This window comes from Saccharothrix longispora (assembly GCF_030852425.1).
Lineage (GTDB): Bacteria > Actinomycetota > Actinomycetes > Mycobacteriales > Pseudonocardiaceae > Actinosynnema > Actinosynnema longispora.
This window is the reverse complement of sequence record NZ_NSDM01000001.1, coordinates 722,075-740,596: the sequence shown is the minus strand read 5'-3', so window position 1 is coordinate 740,596 and position 18,522 is coordinate 722,075. Positions and strand designations below refer to the sequence as shown.

At 72.9% G+C, this 18,522-nt stretch carries 19 protein-coding genes and 1 tRNA gene; 9 read left to right on the top strand and 11 right to left on the bottom strand.

The features are described from left to right. Window positions 1-5: 5 nt before the first annotated feature. Window positions 6-1,682 carry a BCCT family transporter gene (locus CKY47_RS03790; RefSeq protein WP_306744174.1) on the bottom strand — a complete coding sequence of 559 codons (1,677 nt, stop codon included), beginning with the start codon at window positions 1,680-1,682 and terminating at the stop codon, window positions 6-8. Window positions 1,683-1,773: 91 nt separating this feature from the next. Between CKY47_RS03790 and CKY47_RS03785 the strand changes: the two genes are divergently transcribed. The 4 genes from CKY47_RS03785 to CKY47_RS03770 are packed head-to-tail and all read left to right on the top strand — an operon-like array spanning window position 1,774 to window position 4,677. After that, entirely contained in the window at window positions 1,774-2,316 is a 543-nt protein-coding gene (locus tag CKY47_RS03785; RefSeq protein ID WP_306744173.1) for a hypothetical protein, read from the top strand. Between the two features lie 29 nt (window positions 2,317-2,345). Then, on the top strand, window positions 2,346-3,104 hold the full coding sequence (locus CKY47_RS03780) for a YcnI family copper-binding membrane protein (RefSeq protein ID WP_306744172.1): 759 nt from the start codon (window positions 2,346-2,348) through the stop codon (window positions 3,102-3,104). Continuing rightward, window positions 3,101-3,658, top strand: a complete 558-nt coding sequence (locus tag CKY47_RS03775) for a copper resistance CopC family protein (RefSeq protein WP_306744171.1) — start codon at window positions 3,101-3,103, stop codon at window positions 3,656-3,658. The genes CKY47_RS03780 and CKY47_RS03775 overlap by 4 nt, the downstream gene beginning before the upstream one ends. Then, the gene (locus CKY47_RS03770; RefSeq protein ID WP_306744170.1) at window positions 3,655-4,677 is read left to right on the top strand and encodes a CopD family protein; all 1,023 of its coding nucleotides are present in this window, start codon (window positions 3,655-3,657) and stop codon (window positions 4,675-4,677) included. Before CKY47_RS03775 ends, CKY47_RS03770 begins: the two co-directional genes overlap by 4 nt. Window positions 4,678-4,710: 33 nt before the next feature. Here the strand turns inward: CKY47_RS03770 and CKY47_RS03765 are convergent, their stop codons facing one another. From CKY47_RS03765 to CKY47_RS03755, 3 genes are all read right to left on the bottom strand, one after another. Further along, window positions 4,711-5,004: a hypothetical protein gene (locus tag CKY47_RS03765; RefSeq protein ID WP_306744169.1), complete on the bottom strand. Its 294-nt coding sequence runs from the start codon at window positions 5,002-5,004 to the stop codon at window positions 4,711-4,713. A 97-nt stretch (window positions 5,005-5,101) separates the two neighbouring features. Then, window positions 5,102-5,992 (bottom strand): aminoglycoside phosphotransferase family protein, encoded by an 891-nt coding sequence (locus tag CKY47_RS03760; protein WP_306744541.1) that lies wholly within the window; start codon window positions 5,990-5,992, stop codon window positions 5,102-5,104. A gap of 14 nt (window positions 5,993-6,006) precedes the next feature. Then, entirely contained in the window at window positions 6,007-7,329 is a 1,323-nt protein-coding gene (locus tag CKY47_RS03755) for a helix-turn-helix domain-containing protein (RefSeq protein WP_306744168.1), read from the bottom strand. A 275-nt stretch (window positions 7,330-7,604) separates the two neighbouring features. Between CKY47_RS03755 and CKY47_RS03750 the strand changes: the two genes are divergently transcribed. Together CKY47_RS03750 and CKY47_RS03745 are read left to right on the top strand one after the other, a co-directional pair. After that, window positions 7,605-7,916: a hypothetical protein gene (locus tag CKY47_RS03750; RefSeq protein ID WP_306744167.1), complete on the top strand. Its 312-nt coding sequence runs from the start codon at window positions 7,605-7,607 to the stop codon at window positions 7,914-7,916. Window positions 7,917-7,929: 13 nt separating this feature from the next. Continuing rightward, entirely contained in the window at window positions 7,930-8,292 is a 363-nt protein-coding gene (locus tag CKY47_RS03745) for a hypothetical protein (protein ID WP_306744166.1), read from the top strand. A gap of 453 nt (window positions 8,293-8,745) precedes the next feature. On the opposite strand, the gene CKY47_RS03740 is transcribed toward CKY47_RS03745, so the two are convergent. Genes CKY47_RS03740 through CKY47_RS03730 form a run of 3 tightly spaced genes read right to left on the bottom strand, consistent with a single transcriptional unit; the run spans window position 8,746 to window position 12,027 of the window. Further along, window positions 8,746-9,537, bottom strand: coding sequence for an SDR family NAD(P)-dependent oxidoreductase (locus CKY47_RS03740; protein WP_306744165.1), 792 nt, complete (start codon window positions 9,535-9,537; stop codon window positions 8,746-8,748). A 19-nt stretch (window positions 9,538-9,556) separates the two neighbouring features. Continuing rightward, window positions 9,557-10,729 (bottom strand): MFS transporter, encoded by a 1,173-nt coding sequence (locus CKY47_RS03735; RefSeq protein ID WP_306744540.1) that lies wholly within the window; start codon window positions 10,727-10,729, stop codon window positions 9,557-9,559. 53 nt (window positions 10,730-10,782) lie between these two features. After that, on the bottom strand, window positions 10,783-12,027 hold the full coding sequence (locus tag CKY47_RS03730) for a glycoside hydrolase family 1 protein (RefSeq protein WP_306744164.1): 1,245 nt from the start codon (window positions 12,025-12,027) through the stop codon (window positions 10,783-10,785). Window positions 12,028-12,129: 102 nt separating this feature from the next. Here CKY47_RS03730 and CKY47_RS03725 point away from each other — a divergent pair, with 102 nt between their 5' ends. Beyond that, complete coding sequence (locus CKY47_RS03725; protein WP_306744163.1) at window positions 12,130-12,744, top strand: TetR/AcrR family transcriptional regulator; 615 nt, start codon at window positions 12,130-12,132, stop codon at window positions 12,742-12,744. Between the two features lies 1 nt (window position 12,745). Here the strand turns inward: CKY47_RS03725 and CKY47_RS03720 are convergent, their stop codons facing one another. Then, window positions 12,746-13,933, bottom strand: a complete 1,188-nt coding sequence (locus tag CKY47_RS03720) for an amino acid deaminase/aldolase (protein WP_306744162.1) — start codon at window positions 13,931-13,933, stop codon at window positions 12,746-12,748. 72 nt (window positions 13,934-14,005) lie between these two features. Between CKY47_RS03720 and CKY47_RS03715 the strand changes: the two genes are divergently transcribed. Next, the gene (locus CKY47_RS03715; RefSeq protein WP_306744539.1) at window positions 14,006-15,379 is read left to right on the top strand and encodes a D-arabinono-1,4-lactone oxidase; all 1,374 of its coding nucleotides are present in this window, start codon (window positions 14,006-14,008) and stop codon (window positions 15,377-15,379) included. Here the strand turns inward: CKY47_RS03715 and CKY47_RS03710 are convergent. From CKY47_RS03710 to CKY47_RS03700, 3 genes are all read right to left on the bottom strand, one after another. Further along, window positions 15,334-15,972: an NAD(P)H-binding protein gene (locus tag CKY47_RS03710; protein ID WP_306744161.1), complete on the bottom strand. Its 639-nt coding sequence runs from the start codon at window positions 15,970-15,972 to the stop codon at window positions 15,334-15,336. The two genes, CKY47_RS03715 and CKY47_RS03710, sit on opposite strands and share 46 nt — an antisense overlap. A 36-nt stretch (window positions 15,973-16,008) precedes the next feature. Further along, the gene (locus tag CKY47_RS03705) at window positions 16,009-16,626 is read right to left on the bottom strand and encodes a hypothetical protein (protein ID WP_306744160.1); all 618 of its coding nucleotides are present in this window, start codon (window positions 16,624-16,626) and stop codon (window positions 16,009-16,011) included. 464 nt (window positions 16,627-17,090) lie between these two features. Further along, window positions 17,091-17,176 (bottom strand) — tRNA-Leu (locus CKY47_RS03700). 116 nt (window positions 17,177-17,292) lie between these two features. On the opposite strand from CKY47_RS03700, the gene CKY47_RS03695 reads away from it, so the two are divergent. Further along, window positions 17,293-18,471 (top strand): FHA domain-containing protein, encoded by a 1,179-nt coding sequence (locus tag CKY47_RS03695; protein ID WP_306744159.1) that lies wholly within the window; start codon window positions 17,293-17,295, stop codon window positions 18,469-18,471. The last annotated feature ends 51 nt before the right edge of the window (window positions 18,472-18,522 follow it).

The following is an 18,522-nucleotide window of genomic DNA, read 5'->3' as shown; positions in this document are numbered from 1 at the left end:
GTGCGTCAGGTCCCCTTCCGGGTGAGGCGTTCGACGGTCCGGTAGGCGGTCTCCTCGGGTCCCAGCCGGTCGGCGTGGTCGGTGACGACCTCCATCACCTCGGCCACGCGCTCCTCGCGCCGGATGAGGGGGTCGCTGCGCAGGTCCTTGGCCAGCGACGCGCACAGGCCGATCATCACCAGCATGAACGGCAGGGCGGCGATGACCGTCAGGTTCTGCAGGCCGGTCAGCCCGTTCGAGCCGCCGACCAGCAGCATCACCGCCGCGACCGCGCCCGTCAGCACGCCCCAGAAGACGACGACGCCCTTCGCGGGGCGGATCGAGCCGCGCTGCGACAGGGTGCCCATGACGACCGACGCGGCGTCCGCCCCCGACACGAAGAAGATCGCGACCAGCACCATCACCACGACACCGGCGACGCCGGCCAGCGGGAACCCGTCGAGCAGGGCGAACAGCTGCCCCTCCGGGGTGGCCGTGCCGGCGAGGTCGGTGCCCGACCGCTGCACGGAGATCGCCGTGCCGCCGAACACGCAGAACCAGACGAGGCTCACCGTGCTGGGCACGCCGATGACGCCCGCCACGAACTGCCGGATCGTGCGACCCCGGCTGATGCGGGCGATGAACATGCCGACGAACGGCGTCCACGAGATCCACCACGCCCAGTAGAAGATCGTCCAGCCGGACAGCCACGTCTCGGTCGCGTCGCCGCCGGACGCCGCCGTGCGGCCCGCCATGTCGGCCAGGTCGCGGAAGTAGTCGCCGATCGCGACGGGCAGCAGGTTCAGCACGAACACGGTGGGGCCGACGACGAACACGAACGCCGCGAGCACCACGGCCAGCACCATGTTGGTGTTCGACAGCCACTGGATGCCCTTGGCCACGCCGGACACCGCCGAGACCACGAACGCCGCGGTCAGCACCGCGATGACGCCGACGAGCACGCCGTTGCCGACGTCGCCCAGCCAGCCCGCGACCTCCAGACCGCTGCCGATCTGGAGCGCGCCGAGCCCGAGGGACGCGGCCGAGCCGAACAACGTCGCGAAGATCGCCAGCACGTCGATGGCCCGCCCGGCCGCGCCGCTCGCCCGGCGCTGCCCGATGAGCGGGGCGAACGCGGAGCTGATCAGCTGGCTGCGGCCGCGCCGGAAGCTGCCGTAGGCGATGGCCAGGCCGACGACGGCGTAGATCGCCCACGGGTGCAGCGTCCAGTGGAACAGGGTGGTGGCCATCGCGGTCTGCACCGCCTCGTCCGTGCCCCCGCCGACCGTGCCCGGCGGCGGCTCCACGAAGTGGGACAGCGGCTCGTTCACCCCGTAGAACATGAGGCCGATGCCCATGCCCGCGGAGAACATCATCGCCACCCAGGAGATGGTGCGGAACTCCGGCCGCTCGTCGTCACGGCCGAGCGGGATGCGCCCGTAGCGGCTCACCGCGAGCCACAGCGCGAACAGCACGAACCCCGACGCGCACAGCACGAACGCCCAGCCGAGGTTGCCGATGACCCAGCTCAGGGCGGCTTTGGCCGCCGCGCCGAGGGACGACGTGGCGAACACCCCCCAGGCGACGAACCCGAGCGTCACGACGGCGGCCACGCCGAACACGACGTGGTCCGTGCGCCCCGGGCGGTCGGCCTTCGGATCACCGGGCGAGGGCTGCCCGACAGGTTTGGGATCAGTCGTCACGGGTAATCCCGTTCCCCCTTTCGGACCAGTCCAAACGCGACCGCACGGACGGGGCTCCCGCCGGCGCGACCACACCTCCTAGGCTCTGGCTGTGACCAGACGGCCCGCCCCGACCCGCTTCGCGCGGGCGGCGCTGCTGGCCGTCACCTCCGCGGCGCTCACCGTGACCGCGCACGGTGCCGCGGGCGGGCGGGTCACCGAGTTCGCGCCGGCCCTGCCGCTGACGCTGCTCGTGGCGTTCGCGGGCACGGCGCTCGCCGAACGGGGCCGCCGGCCGTGGACGGTGCTGGCCACCCTCGGCGTCGCCCAGGTGGGGCAGCACCTGCTGCTCGGCCTCGGTCACCGCACCGCCGACGGACCCGGGCTCGGCGTCGACCAGACCACCATGACCGCCGCGCACGCCGTCGCCGCGCTCCTCACCGGCCTGCTGCTGGCCAGGGCGGACGCGGCGCTGGACGCGCTGGTGGCGGTCGCGCGGCGGCTCGTGCCCCGGTTCCCCGGCACGCTCCCGCCGGTGGGGACGGCGCCCGTCGCCGTGCCGGCGCCGACCCCGCACCGGCTGGTCGGCGTGCTGCTGCGGCGCGTGAACGGGCGCAGGGGGCCTCCCGCGGTCCTGATCACCCGAGTCCCCTAAACCCCCTGGTCCTCAGGAGCGACACCCCCATGTCCATGAAGCGATCCGGCGTGCGCGCGCTCGCCCGCGGCGGCGCCGTGCTCACCGCCGCCGGTTTCCTCGTGCTCGGCACGGCCGGCCTGGCGTCCGCGCACGTCACCGCGTCCACGCCCGCCCCCGCCAAGCAGGGCGGCTACACCAAGGTGACGCTGCGGGTGCCGAACGAGCGCCCCGACTCCGGCACGATCAAGCTGGAGCTGACCCTGCCCGCCGAGTACCCGCTGGCGTCGGTCAGCACCAAGCCCGTCCCCGGCTGGAAGGCCGTGGCGGTCAAGGAGAAGCTGGCCACCCCGGTCACCAGCCACGGCCGCGAGGTGACCGAGGCCGTCCGCACCGTGACGTGGACCGCGGACCCGGGCTCCCGCATCGGGCCCGGCGAGTTCAACGAGTTCGACCTGTCCATCGGCCCGCTGCCGGACAACACCGGGCAGTTGGTGCTGCCCACCAAGCAGACCTACGAGAGCGGCGAGGTCGTCGACTGGAACGCCCCGCCGCCCGCCGAGGGCGGTGACGAGCCGGAGCGGCCCGCACCCGTGCTGAACCTGGTGGAGGGCGACGGCGACGCCCACGGCTCCCCCACCGCCACGGCCACCGCGGAGACCGACTCGCACGACGCGTCGGCCGCCTCGGCGACCGACGACACCGCCCGCTGGCTGGGCGGCGCCGGGCTCGCGGTCGGCGCGCTCGGCCTCGGGTTCGGTGCGGGCGCCGTGCTGCGGTCCCGCCGAGCGGGCAAGCCGACGGCATGAGGCGCGTCGTCTCGCTGCTGCTGGCCGGCCTGGTCGCGGGCGCCGTCGTGCTCGGCACGGCCGGCACCGCGTTCGCGCACAACGTGCTGATCAGCAGCGACCCGGCGGACGGGGCGCGGCTGGAGTCCGGCCCGGCGGCGATCACGCTGACCTTCGACCAGCCCGTGCAGGCCGGGGAGAAGTTCAACACCATCACCGTGACCGGCCCGGAGGGCACGCGCTGGGAGGCGGAGGGCGAGCCGACGGTCAAGAACAACAGCGTCACCTTCCCGGTGCGCCCGCTGGGGCCGGCCGCCGAGTACGCGGTCGGCTACCGCATCCTGTCGGCGGACGGCCACCCGGTGACCGGCTCGCTGAAGTTCACCACCACCTCGGCGGGCGACGGCACCCCCGCGCCCGCCGAGTCCTCGGGCACCGCCGGTTCGGCGGCGGCCCAGGACGGCGGCGGCGTGCCGATCTGGGTGTGGATCGCGGCGGCCGTCGTGCTGCTGGGCGGCGGCGTGTTCCTCGCGCTGCGCGGCGGCTCCCCCGCCAAGGAGGGCCCCGGGCGATGACCTCGAGCCGGACCACCACCACCGCGAACCGGTACTGGGTCGCCGGCGGCCTGCTCGCGGGCGGAGCCGTCGGCGTCCTGCTGGGTCTCGGCCTGTCCACCACCCCCGAGGTGGTCGGCGTGGCCGAGCCGGGGATGGTGGTCCGGGTCGGGCACCCGCTCGTCCGCACCCTGCTGGACCTGGCCGCGACGCTGGTCGTCGGCCTGTCCCTGCTGCCGAAGCTGCTGGGCTTCACCCGTCCCGCGATGACCGAACCGGTCCTCCGGGTGGCCCGGCCGGCCGCCGTCGTGGCGGCGGCGGTGTGGGCGTTCACGGCGCTGCTGTCCATCGTGATCAGGGCGTACGAGACCAGGCCGGACGCCGACCTGACCATGCCGATGGTCGTGGACTACGTGCAGCGGGTCGGTGCCGGGCAGGGGCTGCTGTTCAGCGCCGCGTGCGCCCTGGTCTACGTGCTCGTCGGCGTCATGGCGGTGCGGCGCGGCGAGTCCGTGCCCGCCGAGCTGCGCATCCTGATCTCGATGTTCGGCCTGCTCCCGCTCCCGGTGACCGGCCACGCGTCGAACTGGAAGTACCACGACTACTCCATGATCTCGATGGAGCTGCACGTGCTGGGCGCGGCGGCGTGGACCGGCGGGTTGGCCGCGCTGGTGGTGCTGGTCGCGCACCGGCGGGGGTTGCTGGCCGAGGCGCTGCCGAAGTTCTCGAAGCTGGCGACGGTGGCGCTGGCGCTGGTCACGGTGACGGGGTTGTTCAACGGGGTGCTGGAACTGGCGCTCAACCCGGTGATCGGCCTGCCGGGGTCGTTGTTCACGACGTCGTACGGGCTGGTGCTGGTCGGCAAGGCGGTGTGCGCGGTGGCACTGGGTCTGCTGGGGGCCAACATCCGGTGGCGGCTGTTGCCGCACATCGCGCAGCACAGGACCACCGCGCTGGTGGCGTGGGCGGCGGTGGAACTGGCCGTCATGGGGGTGGCTTTCGGCCTGGCCGTCGTCCTGTCGCGCGCCCCGGTGGCCTAGTCCGAGGCGCTCGTCGACCGGAGGCGCCGGCCCCTAGTCGTTGACCGCGTGGTTCGACGGGTCCTCGCGCAGCCGGGTCAGCACCGACATGGCCGACCTGCCCCGGCGCTCCAGCTCGCGCGCGTCGATCCAGCCGTTGGCGTAGTAGCGGTAGTCCTGGGCGAGCTTCACCAGTTCGGCCAGGTAGTCGGCCGACCGGCGGCGGCGCTGCTCGTCGAACGACGCCAGCAGCGGCAGCTGGGTGTCGACGACCTCGTCGAGCATCCGCGCGGACCGGAGGGCCCGCTTCGCTCGCCTGCGCTTCGCACCGATCAGCTTTCCGACCACCTTGCACCTCGCGACCCCGTCACGCGCGTCCCCGTCGATGCGTCATTCGCGGAACGCGGGGCGAGCGTTACCGGTTCGTTCTCCCACGGGGCCGCGTTCAGCGGTAGGGGGTCCACGGCGTGGTGGTGTCGCCGGCGCGCAGGGCGTTGAGCCGGCGGCGCAGTTCCGCACCGACGTCGGGGTGGCTGCGGATGATCGGCAGCACGCTCGTGGTCAGCTTCAACTCCCTGACCTCCCGCAGCACCGGGAAACCGGCCCAGCCCACCACGTCGAAGCCGTACTCGCGCACCAGTTGGCGGTACCAGCGGGCGGGGTGCCCGAACCGGGCGACGCCCACCGGCAGCGTGCTCAGGTCCCACTCGCGGGGACCGGCGCTGGTGGAGTCGAAGTCGCAGATCACCGGACCCGACGGGCTGGGGATCAGGTTCCCGAGGTGCGCGTCGCCGTGCACGACCCCCTGCGGCAACGCGGTGCGCAGCCCGGCCAGGCGGTCCTCCAGGTCCTCGATCCGGGCCTCCAGGAACCGGCGGTCGGGGTCGGACAGCTCCTCGGCGTCCGCGATCCGCCGCCGCACGTCGTCCAGCGGCGACCAGCGCGGGAGGTCGAAGTCCGGCGCGGGCAGCGCGTGCACCTGCCGCAGCACCCGGCCCAGGTCGCGGCCGTCGACCGGACGCCCGCCCGACGGCACCGCGTGCCACACCGTGGCCAGGTGCTCCCCGACGGCCAGGGGCTGCGGGAAGTCCTCCACGAGCCGCACGGCGGGCACGTCGTGCGCGGCGAGCCACCGCGCGACCCGGACGACGTTGTGCGCCCGGTGGCGGAGCGTCATCGAGCCGACGATCCGGACCACGACGCGGTCGGCCGGGAGGTCGAACACGGCGTTGCTGGTGAACTTCACGAGCCGCGCGCCCCGGCCGTCCAGGCCGAGCCGCGCGCACAACCGCTCCAGCACGCCGGTCAGCGCGTCGGGCGTGAACCGGCCGTCCAGGAGGCCCCCGGTGATCAAGCGGCGCTGTCGGAGCCGGTGAACTTCGCGACCCGTTCGGCCAGCTCACGTGCGTCGGGGTTGTTGCGGCGCTTCTCCGCCTCCTTCTGGAGCGGGATCATCCGGTCCTTCGTGCGGACCGACTTGAGGCCCTCGGACAGCTCGATCGCCTGGCGACCCATGCGCGCGCCGTGGTCGATGTCGCCGTCCAGCAGGTGGTTGATCGACAGGGAGGTGAGGTTGAACGAGCGGCTGCGGCTCATCTCCTCGCCGAACCCGTTGATCGCCTTGGTGAGGGCGGGCACCGCGGTGCGGGTGTACTTGACGTCCACCGTCTGCGCCAGTTCGGTGTGCACCGTGCCGATCATGGCGGACAGGTCGTTCGCGTCGAAGAACTTCGCCCACGCGGGCGCCTCGCCGACGTTCGCGCGGGCGAACTCGTCGCGCGCCCGGCCGAGCAGCTTCAGCGCCTGGGTGTCGGAGCCCATCTTCGCGTAGGCCCACGCCTCGTTGGCGCACAGGATGCCGACCGCCAGCGCCGAACCGGAGTTCTGCGCGGCCAGCTGGCCGAGCTGGAACACCTTCAGCGCGTCGTCCGGCGCGTCCTGGTGCAGGTAGACGCGGCCCATCCGGTACAGGATGTTCGCGACCAGCTCCTCCTTGCGCCCCTGCTTCGCGAGGCCGAGCGCCTGGCCGAAGTGGTTGCGCGCGGAGTCGTACAGGCCGGTGTCGAACGAGGTCCAGCCGGCGAGGTTGTGCAGGTCCGCGAGCGCGACGTAGAGGCGCTCCTTGACCAGGTCGGTGGCGTTGGCGCCGAGCATCTGCTGCCCCCACGACAGCTGCGCGACGACGGCGTCGCGGCACGAGCCGCCGCCGTACTGGTAGTCCAGCGTGCGCAGGGCGCGCGTGGCGGCCTCGACCTGGCGGACGTCGGTCATGCCGATGCGGCCGGGAGCCGGAGTCTGCGCGGGCGACGAGGCCCAAGACCCGGAGTCCGTGCCGAACACGGCCGCGCCGACGGTGATGGCGGCGGCGTGCGCGAGGAACTTCCTTCGCTTCACCGACTCGTCCTCCTCAGAATGGGGCGCCTCCGATGTGGCGGCCACCCTCACTGCCGTGGCCTCGTCGTAGGCGAGGCCCATGTATCCCCTGGGGACACCCAAGCCGGCGGCGATCCGCGCGAGGACGTCGTAGGCCATGACCTGGCGTCCCTTGAGGATCTCCGACACTTCGGACTGCGACTGGCCCGTCAGCGCCGCTATCTGGCGCTGCGACACGCCGTGCCGTCGCAGCAGCCGGTACACCGCGCTGATCTCGCGACGCGCCAGCGCGTCCCGCATCTCCTGTTGGTCCCAGACGTCTGGTGTAACAGGAGAGCTTTGCGAACCGATGGTGTTCAATTGCGCCCCCTCACAGTCCCTTGGGCGTCAACGGCAGAGTAGGGGCACTCCCCCGACTGCGAGAAGTACCGATCGGCAGGGCTGATCGGCCCTGCCGAACTCCGTTGACCGCTTACCGTAGGACGCGTACCGGCCAACGCTGTGACGCCCCGATCCGGCATGAATCATCGCAATCTGGGTTCCGGTAAGCGAGTGAGCACGGAGAGGACACGGCAGTGGACCTGATCGAGCGGACGGTGGCCACCGGTGGTGGCGCGGTCGTCGCGGGTTCCGCCGTACCGGCTCCGGTGTCCGTCCAGGGGTCGACCGACCTCGACCCCGGATGGCGCGGCACGACCGGGCAGCGTCGCTGGTGGCGGATTCGTTGCAGCGACGTGGTCGACCGGGAGCGCTGCCTCACCGTGATGGTCGACCGGGGCCGCGTGGTCCTGGTCGGTCCTCCGGGTGAGACGGCGGTCCTCTCGGCCGACCAACTCGTACAGCTCAGGGCCGCGCTACGTGAAGCCGCCGAGCAGGCGGAAAGGTGACGGTGACGTTTCGGTGGACGAGATCCTCGGACAAGTTCTTCGCAACGCGGTGTGGGAACGGCTGGACCTGCTCACCGAGCTGGCCGACGAAGCCGACGCCCCGTCCCTCCTGTCGGTGGCACGTTCCGAGCTGCCTCGGTTGACCGAGGGTTGGCGGGCGCTGCTCGCCGCGCACGAACCGGACGAGAAGGGCAACTGCCCCGAGTGCTCCGGACGGTGGCGGCAGCAGAAGAGCCCGTGCTCGGTGTGGCGCGCCGCGTACGAACACCTGGTCGCGGGCGGTTTGGCCCCGCGCCCGGCTCGGCACCTCCGATCGGCGCCGGTGACCCCTCCTGTCACCCGGTCGCGCCGGGGAGTTGTTGCCCGAGCCCACTGACGGGCGGTTCCGACCTGTCGTTCCCCCGACGCGACCAGGTCGAGCACCCGCCTACTGGCCGGCGGTCCGGGACGTGCGAACCCCCGACCGCGACGAACGGACCGCCGGCCGGCCGGACCACAACTGAACACACCTGACATCCGCGGGCCGGTGTTGTGCGCACCTTCCCTCCCCGACCGGCACCGGTCCGCGGGCACCACGTCGGCCCCGGTGTCCGCCCCTCCCGCGCGGACACCGGGGCCGTCTCCACGTCTGCGCGGGTCGAGCGCGCGCCGGGACCTCGCGCGGGGGCGTGCCGCTCGCCGACCAGTCGCGCCGATCACCTGCCGGGCACGGAGTCCCGTCGCCCTTCCGGATCGATGCGGTGGACGACCTGCCACGATCGGCGGGCGGTCGGCGACACCCCCGCGAACCGGCGCCGGGCCGGCGGGGCGGGTGCCGGTTCGCGCCGGGTCAGCGATGCGTCCCGGTCCGCCAGGTGAGGTAGCCGGTCATCGCGGGCGCCACCCGCCCCAGCAGGTCGAAGGCCTTCAGCTGCCACGGGAAGACGACCGTCCGGCGGTCCCGCGCCAGCGCTTCCCCGATCCTCGTCGCCACCTGCTCCGGGGTCGCGGTGGGGATCAGGCGGGCGATCGCGGGGATGCGCTCCTCGGCCCCCGGGTTGTTGGCGAAGTAGTCGCTGCTCACCTTGCCCGGGATCACCTCGGTCACGCGCACGCCCGTCCCCCCGAGGTCCAGGCGCAGCGCTTCCGTCAAACCCCTCAGGGCGTAGCGGGACGCCGCGTAGGCGGTGGCGCCCGGGATCGGCAGGCGGGAGACCGGGGAGTTCACCACGACCACGGCCGCTTCCGGCTTCGCCCTCAGGCCCGGCAGGAACGCCCTGGTCACGTGCAGCGCCGCGGTGAACGGGAGGGCGATCATGCCGGTCAGCTCGTCGACCGGGGTCTCGTCCAGGAACAGCCAGCGGCCGGCGCCGGCGTTGTTCACCACGACGTCCGCGGCACCAAGGTGGGCCCGGACGCGGTCGGCCAGGTCGGTCGCCCGGGTCGGGTCGGACAGGTCCGCGGGGAACGCGGCGGCTCGGCCCCCCGACCGGCGGATCGCGTCCACCCGGGCGTCCAGGGCGTCCGCGTTCCTCGCCACCAGGGCGACCACGGCGCCGCGGGCGGCCAGTTCGCGCGCGGTCGCGGCGCCGATGCCCTGCGACGCGCCGGTCACGACCGCGATCTTGCCTCGTAGCCTCACGTGCTCCTCCGGGAGGGCTTCACGGGACCGAGCGGACCCTGGTGATGCAGGCGGCGGCGCACAGGGTGGCCACCGCCGACGTGGCGAAGAGCCCCCGGTAGCCGCCCGGGGACGCGAGGATGCCGGTGGTCACGAAGGGTGCCACCACCTGGGGCAGGGAGTTGGCGATGTTCAGCACGCCCAGGTCCTTGGCCCGGTCCGAGGCCGCCGGGAGGACCTGGGTCAGCAGTGCCAGCGCCACGGCCCAGTAGCCGCCGAAGCCGACGCCCAGCAGGGGCGCGGCGACCAGCGCGGCGGTCCAGGTGGGCCACGCGACCAGGAGCAGGGCGGCGGCGGCCATGACCGCGGCGGACAGCAGGACGTACGGGCGGCGGCGGCCGGTGCGGTCGGAGCGGGCCCCGATCCACACCGCACCGGCGGTCAGGGCCGTGCCGTAGAGGAGCATCAGGACCAGCAGGCCGTCCTCCGGGGACGGGTGGTGGACGACGTCGCCCAGGAAGTAGAGCAGGTAGAGGGTGCCGAAGGCGTTGCCGAGGTTGATCATGAAGTGCGCGGACCAGGCCCAGGCGAAGTCCGGGTGCTTCCGGGGTGGGACCCACAGCTCGCGGACGCGCAGGGCGGGACGGGCGGTCTTCGGCAGGCGGGCGTCGGGTGTCGTCAGCACGAAGGCCAGGGCGCCCAGGACGACCACCAGCGCGCACGCGAGGTAGCCGGCGGTCAGGCCGGTGACCAGGAGGGTGACGACGACGGCGCCCAGCACGGTGCCGAGCATCTGCGAGATGCCGACCAGGCCGCCGACCTTGGCTCGCTGCCGCACGGGCACGCGGTCGGGCACGGCGGAGGTGAGGGACGCCAGCATGCCGTTGAGGCCGGCCTGGACGAGGCACCAGCCCACGACCAGGGTGGTGACGGACCCGGCGAAGGCGAGGACGACCAGGCCGACCGCGCCGAGGAGAGCGCCGGCGAGGGTCCACGGGTGACGCCTGCCGAAGCGGGACGTGGTGCGGTCCGACGACAGGCCGATGAGCGGGTTGGCGACCAGCGCCGCGAGGGCCCCCACGCCCATGACCAGGCCGAAGACGGCTTCCTTGGCAGCGGCGTCGAGCAGTTCGGCCTGGTGCGGCAGCAGCACCTGGATGGGCGCGTAGATCGCGAGCCACAACCCGAGGTTGGCCAGGAACAGCAGCGTCATCCACGACCGGCGTACGGGGACGGCCGGTTCGGCGAGCGCTTCGACGGGTCCGGTCACCGGGCGATCCGCTCGCGGTACCAGTGGTACGAGGCGCGCGGGGTGCGCTCCTGGGTCTCGTGGTCGACGTGGACGAGGCCGAAGCGCTGGGAGTAGCCGGAGTCCCACTCGAAGTTGTCGATCAGCGACCACACGAAGTAGCCGCGGACGCCGGCGGCGAGGGCTGCGTCGACGTGGCCCTCCAGGTAGGCGATGCGGTCGGTGTCCTGGAGGGTGTGCGGGTAGCTGCACCCGCTCTCCGTCACGTAGACCGGGGGGATGTCGACGAAGCGATCCCTCAACAGGGAGACCATCCCGGTGAGGCCGGCGGGCACGACGGGCCAGCCGAACCCGGTCCTGGGGTACTCGTCGATGTCGACCAGCTCGAACGGCAGCGGGTTGCCCTCGGAGGGCGCGCGCAGCCGGGTGGGGTTGTAGTAGTTGACCCCGTAGAAGTCGAGCGGGGCGGAGATGACGTCGAGGTCGCCGTCGCGCACGGGAAGCCGGTCGGCCAGGGAGTCGGGGTAGCGGCCGGCCAGCACGGGGTCGGCGTAGAGCCAGTTGTGCAGGTCGGAGTACGCGTCGGCGGCGTCCGCGTCCGCCTCCGAAGCGGGCCACGCGGGGGTGTGGTTGTTGGCGGTGCCGACGGCGCGGGCCCCGGCGGCGCGGAGCGCCTGGACGGCCAGGCCGTGTCCGAGGTTGAGGTGGTGGGCGGTGGGCAGGGCGTCGTAGAGCAGGGCCTTGCCGGGCGCGTGCTGACCGGTGGCGTAGCCCAGGAGGGTGACCATCGCGGGCTCGTTGACCGGCACCCACATCGCGACGCGGTCGGCGAGGCGCTCGGCGACGGCCCCGGCGTACGAGGCGAAGCGCTGCGCGGTGTCGCGGTCGAGCCAGCCGCCGTCGTCCTCGACCGCCTGCGGGGTGTCCCAGTGGTACAGCGTCGCGACGGGGGCGATGCCCGCGGACAGCAGCTCGTCGACGAGGCGGTCGTAGAAGGCGAGGTCGCCGGCGAGGACCCTCGGCCACGAGATCGAGAACCGGTAGGCGCCGACGCCGAGGTCCCGCATGAGGTCCACGTCCTCGCGGTACCGGTGGTAGTGGTCGCAGGCGACGGACGCGTCGTGTCCCCCGAACGCGGGAAACGCGTCCCACGTCGAGGGCTGCCTCCCGGCTGCCGCGAAGGCGCCCTCGATCTGGAACGCCGAGGTCGAGACGCCCCAGAGGAAGTGGTCGGGCAGGGTCACGGGCGCCTCCCAGAACATGAAAGTGATTCGGATCGTAGGCGTGTTGCCCCGCGAAGTGAAGTGGAAAGGTCCAGGACCGGGCACTATGGAATCCCGCAGTCCATCGCCGCAGGAGTCACCGTGACCAGTACGACCCCACTGCGCCGCCAGCCGGTGCAGCAGCGCAGCGCCAAGCGCGTCGAGCGGATGCTCGAAGCCTGCGCCCAGCTCATCGAGGAGGTCGGCTACGACGGGGTCACCACCACGCTCATCGCCGAGCGGGCGGGCGTCGCGGTCGGGTCGCTCTACCAGTTCTTCCCGGACAAGCGGGCCGTGGTGCAGGCGCTGACCCTGCGCAACCTGGAGAAGTTCATCCAGACGGTGGACGGCCGGTTCACGTCCACGACGCTGGAGCACTGGTGGGACGCGGTCGACTCGATCTTCGACGTGTACGTCTCGATGCACCGCGAGGTGCCCGCGTTCTCCAAGCTGCACTTCGGCGACGTCGTCGACCTGCGCCTGCTCGACGACCGGCGCGACAACAACACGGTCATCTCCGACCGGATCTCGGAGATGATCTCGACGAAGTTCGACATCCCGCTCGACGAGATCCAGCTGCCGATCTCGATCGCGGTGGAGGCGGCCGACGGCGTGCTCAACCTCGCGTTCCGCCGCGACGCCGCGGGCGACCAGAAGATCCTGGACGAGGCCAAGACCATGGTGCGCGGCTACCTGTCGTCCCGGCTGCCCAGCTGACTCACCCGAACGACCTGCCCTCGCCCCGGTACGTGGGCACCGTCCGCTCGACCGCGTCGCCGCGCACCAGGTGGTAGTGCGTGAACCGCTCGGCCGCCTCGCCGGCCTTGGCGTGCCGCATCCACACCCGGTCGCCGAGGCGCAGCGCGTCGGCGGCCTTCCCCGCGACGGGCGTCTGCACCTCGCCCGCCCCCTCCAGCGGCAGCAGCTTCAGCCCCGCCGGCAGGTACGGGCTGGGCTGCCGGTCGGGGGTCGCGGTGCCGGAGGCGATGTACCCGCCGGCGAACAGCGTGGCCACGCCGCGGGCGGGGCGGCGCACGACGGGCAGGGCGAACAGCACGGCGGGCCGGGGCCGGAAGCCGCGGTAGCCGTCGAACAGGGTGGGGCCGACGAGGCCGGAACCCGCCGCCAGCTCGGTGACGGACGGGTCGGCGCCGGTGACCTCCAGGCTGCCGGTGCCGCCGCCGTTGACGAACTCCAGCTCGGCGACCTGCCGCACGGCGTGCACGGCCGCGCTCCGGCGCTCGACCAGCTCGGCGACCGAGTGCTTCTGCATCCAGCGCAGCACCGCGCCCCGCAGCGGCTTCCCCGGCGGCTGGTCGCCCAGCCCCGCGACCTGCCCCTCGTAGGCCATCACGCCGACCAGCCGGAACCCCGGCCGGCGGGTGATCGCCTCGGCGAGGGCGCGGGCCTGGCGCGCGGTGTGCACCGGTGAGCGGCGCGGTCCGACGTGCAGGCCGGGCAGCGGCCGCCAGGACACGTCCAGCTCCAGGCACACCCGGATCTCGGGGTGGTCCTCCCCCAGCGCCGCGCGCACCAGGTCGAGGTGGTCGGTCGAGTCGACCACGATCGTGACGCGGCGGCGCGCGACCCCGTCCGCGGCCAGCGCCCGCAGCGCGGCGCGGTCGACGGTCGGGTAGGCGACCAGCAGGTCCTCGGACAGGTCGGCCGAGGACAGCCACAGCGCCTCGGCCAGCGAGTAGCACATGACGCCCGCGTAGCCGGGCCGGTCGAGGACGCGCTCCAGCAGCGCCCGGACCCGCACGGACTTGCTGGCCACCCGGATCGGCCGCCCGCCGGCGCGCCGGACGAGGTCGTCCGCGTTGCTGTCGAAGGCGTCCAGGTCGACGATCGCGAACGGAGGGTCGAACTCCTTCGTCGCGGCGTCGAGGCGCGTGCGGGGATGCATGGTCCTCACCGTACTTGAAAGGTGAATTCTTTTCACCTACGGTGCGTGGAACGCGTCACACCGGAGGTGGGCATGGGGTCCCCGTGGACCAACTGGGCGCGCACCGCGTCCGCGAACCCGCACCGGGTGGAGCACCCGGCGAGCGTCGACGAACTGGTCGCCGCCGTCGTCGGCGCGTCCGCCGTGCGACCGCGCGGCAGCGGGCACTCGTTCACGCCCATCGCCGTCGCACCCGGCGTCGCGATCGACCTGGACGCCTGGACGGGCGTCGTCGACGTCGACGGCCCCCTCGTGACGGTCCGGTCCGGCACGACGTTGCGGCAGCTCAACGCCCTGCTGGACGTGCTGGGCCTGGCCATGGCCAACCTCGGGGACATCGACGCGCAGACCGTCGCGGGCGCCATCTCCACCGGCACCCACGGCACCGGCGCGGCGCTCGGCGGCCTCGCCACCCAGGTCGAGGCGCTGGAACTGGTGCTCGCGGACGGCTCGGTCGCCCGCTGCTCCGCGACCGAGCGGCCCGACCTGTTCCAGGCCGCCCGCGTCGGCCTCGGCGCGCTCGGCGTGATCAGCACCGTCACGCTGCGGTGCGTGCCCTCGTTCGTGCTGCACGCCCGCGAGGCGCCCGGCCGGCTCGACGCCGTGCTGGAGGAGTTCGACCACCTCACCGCTACCGAGGACCACGTGGAGTTCCACTGGTTCCCGCACTCCGACCGGGTGATCCTCAAGCGCAACAACCGGGTCGACGAACCGGCCGCGCCGCTGTCCGCGCTGCGCCGGTTCTACGAGTACGAGGTGATGGAGAACGGCGCGTTCGGCCTGGTCTGCCGGCTGGCCAGGGCGGTGCCGCCCACCACCAGGGCGCTCAACCGGGTGTGCGGGGCGCTGATCTCCGAGCGCGTCTACCGCGACGTGTCCCACCGCGTGTTCACCACGCCCCGCCGGGTCAGGTTCGTGGAGACCGAGTACGCCGTCCCCCGGTCCGCGCTGCACGACGTGCTGCGCGAGCTGCGGACCGCCGTCGACCGGCTCGACCACGGCGTGATCGTGCCCGTGGAGGTGCGGGTCGCGCGGGGCGACGACGTCTGGCTGTCCACCGCGCACGGCCGCGACACCGCCTACGTCGCCGTGCACCAGTACCTCGGGATGCCCCACAGGAGGTACTTCGACGCGTTCGAGCGGATCGCGGGAGCGGTCGGCGGCCGGCCGCACTGGGGCAAGATGCACAGCCTCGCCGCGGCCGACCTGCGCGACCGCTACCCGCGCTTCGACGACTTCCTCCGGGTGCGGGCCGAGGTGGACCCGGAGGGCAAGTTCGCCAACGACCACCTCGACCGCGTGCTGGGCGAGGTCACCCGCAGGGGTCCGGCCCAGGGGGGTCCGATCCGGGAGGGCGCGGGTCAGAACGCCTCGTCCACCGGGGTGTCGCCGGAGACGACCTCGTAGGTCCGGCGGACCGTCCCCGGCCGGTCCAGCAGGGCCACCAGGACCGCCGCCACGTCGGCGCGCGGTACGGAACCCCGCACCGTCGCGGGCGCCTCGACGACCTCCACGCGGCCGGTCGGCTCGTCGTCGGTCAGCCGCCCCGGCCTCAGGACGGTCCAGTCCAGGTCCCGCTCGCGCAGGTCCTCCTCGGCCGCGCCCTTGGCGCGCAGGTAGGCGTCGAACGCATCGTCACCCGTGGTCCGGCCGATGCCGGTGCTGCTGACCTGCACGAACCGCCGCACGCCCGCCAGTTCGGCGGCCTGGGCGAACAGGGCCGAGGCGCCCCGGTCGACGGTGTCCTTGCGCGCCGTCCCGCTGCCCGCGCCCGCTCCCGCGGCGAACAGCGCCGCGTCCGCGCCGGCCAGGTACTCGGCGACCGAGGCCGCGTCCGCCGCCTCCAGGTCGCAGTGCACGGGCACCCCGCCCGCATCCGCGACGTCCGCGAAGTGGTCCGGGTTGCGCACCAGCGCCGTGGCGCTGTCGCCCCGCGCGGCCAGCAGCCGCTCGACCAGCAACGCGATCTTGCCGTGCCCACCCGCGATCACCAGACGCATACCGCGACGGTAGTTCAGCGGGGACCGCCGGGCAGCTCAGGACGCGGTGGCCAGCACCCGCTCGTAGACCAGCTCGTTCACCCAACGGGTGGTGGCGGTGTCCTCGACCGGCACGGTCTCGTTGCGGCCGGCCACGTCGGTGCTCAGGTTCCGCTCGTCGTCGGCCAGCAGCACCGAGACGCCGTAGCGGCGCACCCGCGGCAGGCAGTTGGCCAGGTAGTCGTGCGTGAACGCGACCGAGGCGGGCAGCACGGCGGCGGCGTTGCCGAAGCGGGCGAAGGGCACTGCGGACGCCAGCGCGGTCCGCCAGTGGCGGGCGACGGCCAGCACGCCGACGATCCGGACCGCGGTGGGCGGCACGCGGCCGTCCATCTCCGGCCACACCCACGTGGACACCGTCGCGCGGTCCGGCTCGGGGGCCGCGCCCAGGCACAGCCGCTCGGCGTGCGCGTCGGCGAGCAGTTCCGCGACCACGGTGACCTTGCGCCCCATCAGCACCATCTCGGGCAGCACCACGCCGTGCCAGCCGAGTCGGACCGCCGCCACGGCGGCCAGCTCCTCGGTGGAACCGGGCAGTTCGGGAACGGGAATCGCGGTGGCCGACAACGCCCTGGCGTCGTCGGTGTCCGCGATCCGTGCTGGTGTGCTGGTCACGCCAGGGCCTCCTCGGCAAACCACGGCGGTTCGCCCGCCGCGTTTCGTCTCGTGCTCTGGGTAAGGCGTACCAGTTGGGAACGCGCCCACCGCCGGGTCGGCGGCGCTCCTGCGATCGACGGCGTCGAGCGGTCGGTAACCGGTCGAACGCCCCTCGGACGACTTCGGTCCGGCGGTGCTGCCGTCTGGGTGACCCCGGTCGGCGGGACGACCCGAAAGTCGTGCTCAGAGTGTCCCCGCCCCGCCTGGAATACCCCGCCGGCAGGCCTTCGAACCCGCACCCGCGACCGCATCGCCGACCGCTCGCCGCGCGAGAACGACCGACCACCCCCGTTGGCCCACGAACGGCCGCGGCCGGTCGGGTGACTGAGATCACGTGGTCGGCGGGAGCGCGGAAGATCACCCGGAGGACGCGCCAAAACGACCAAGTCCCACCCACTGCACGTGGGTGGGACTTGGTCGTATGGTGGGCGAGGGGGGAGTTGAACCCCCACGTCCTTTCGGACACACGGACCTGAACCGTGCGCGTCTGCCATTCCGCCACTCGCCCGGAGCGACGAGAGGAACATTAGCACGGCCTCCGACCGAGTTACCAATCGCCCCGTGTACCGGCACGTCACCCCGGATACGATCGGTACCAGAAGTCGACCGAGTCGGAGGGTTGCCGTGGGCCTCGTACAGCGCTTCGAGCGCCGTCTCGAAGGCATCGTCGGCAACACCTTCGCCAGGGTGTTCGGCGGCAACGTCGTCCCGCAGGAGGTCGCACAGGCGCTCCAGCGGGAGGCCGAGGGCAACATCCGCGAGTTGGCGGGTGGCCGCTTGCTCGCCCCGAACCACTTCAAGGTCCTGTTGGGCCCGCAGGACCACGACCGGCTTGCCGGGGACGGCCAGGATGAACTACGCATCACCCAGCTTCTCGGGGACTCCGTCCGGGAGCACCTCGAAGAGAGCGGATGGGACACCTATGGTGACGTCGTAGTCTCCCTGGAGCGCTCCGACGCGCTGCACACGGGACAGTTCCGAACCAGCTCGTCCGTCGACCCCGACGTGAAAGTGGCCAGCCGACGGTCAGCACCACCTCGCACTTCTGGAGACGCTTCCATGAGCCAGCCTCCCGGCTACGGACAAGGACAGGGCCAGCCCGGCTACGACCCCTACGCCCAGGGCGGCTACGGCCAGCAGCAGGGCTACGAGCAGGGTTACGGCCAGCAGCAGCCCGGCTACGACCAGCAGCAGCAGGGTTACGGCCAGCAGCCCGGCTACGACCAGGGCTACGGCCAGCAGCAGCCCGGCTACGGCCAGCCCGGGTACGACCAGGGCTACGGCCAGCAGGGCTACGACCAGGGCTACGGCCAGCAGCAGCAGGGCTACGACCAGGGCTACGGGCAGCAGCCCGGCTACGACCAGGGTTACGGCCAGCAGCAGCCCGGCTACGACCAGGGTTACGGGCAGCAGCAGCCCGGCTACGGCCAGCCCGGGTACGACCAGGGCTACGGCCAGCAGCCCGGGTACGACCAGGGCTACGCCCCGCCGGCGGTCCAGTCGGGCCCCCGCCAGCTGAACGCCACGCTGCACCTGGACGACGGCTCGAACCGCACCTACAACCTCAAGCAGGGCGGCAACGTGGTCGGTCGCGGCCAGGAAGCCGACTTCCGGCTCCCGGACACCGGCGTCTCCAGGAGGCACCTGGAGATCACCTGGGACGGGCACAGTGCGATGCTCGCTGATCTCGGTTCGACGAACGGCACTACGGTGAACGGCACTCCAGTGCAGACTTGGCAGCTCGCGGAAGGCGACGTCGTCCGCATCGGCCACTCCTCGCTGGTGTTCCGCACCGCGGGCTGAGCGTCCGAATTCGGCGTGGCGTGACGGCACTCAAGTCAGGAGCGGTTACAA

Excerpts from the sequence above, each read along its gene's own strand:
- CKY47_RS03710 (WP_306744161.1), bottom strand. The coding sequence starts at position 15,972 with ATGCGTCTGGTGATCGCGGGTGGGCACGGCAAGATCGCGTTGCTGGTC.
- CKY47_RS03735 (WP_306744540.1), bottom strand. The coding sequence starts at position 10,729 with ATGACGCTGCTGTTCCTGGCCAACCTCGGGTTGTGGCTCGCGATCTAC.
- CKY47_RS03770 (WP_306744170.1), top strand. The coding sequence starts at position 3,655 with ATGACCTCGAGCCGGACCACCACCACCGCGAACCGGTACTGGGTCGCC.
- CKY47_RS03730 (WP_306744164.1), bottom strand. The coding sequence starts at position 12,027 with ATGTTCTGGGAGGCGCCCGTGACCCTGCCCGACCACTTCCTCTGGGGC.
- CKY47_RS03755 (WP_306744168.1), bottom strand. The coding sequence starts at position 7,329 with ATGCGGGACGCGCTGGCGCGTCGCGAGATCAGCGCGGTGTACCGGCTG.
- CKY47_RS03775 (WP_306744171.1), top strand. The coding sequence starts at position 3,101 with ATGAGGCGCGTCGTCTCGCTGCTGCTGGCCGGCCTGGTCGCGGGCGCC.
- CKY47_RS03715 (WP_306744539.1), top strand. The coding sequence starts at position 14,006 with ATGGGGTCCCCGTGGACCAACTGGGCGCGCACCGCGTCCGCGAACCCG.
- CKY47_RS03720 (WP_306744162.1), bottom strand. The coding sequence starts at position 13,933 with ATGCATCCCCGCACGCGCCTCGACGCCGCGACGAAGGAGTTCGACCCT.
- CKY47_RS03780 (WP_306744172.1), top strand. The coding sequence starts at position 2,346 with ATGTCCATGAAGCGATCCGGCGTGCGCGCGCTCGCCCGCGGCGGCGCC.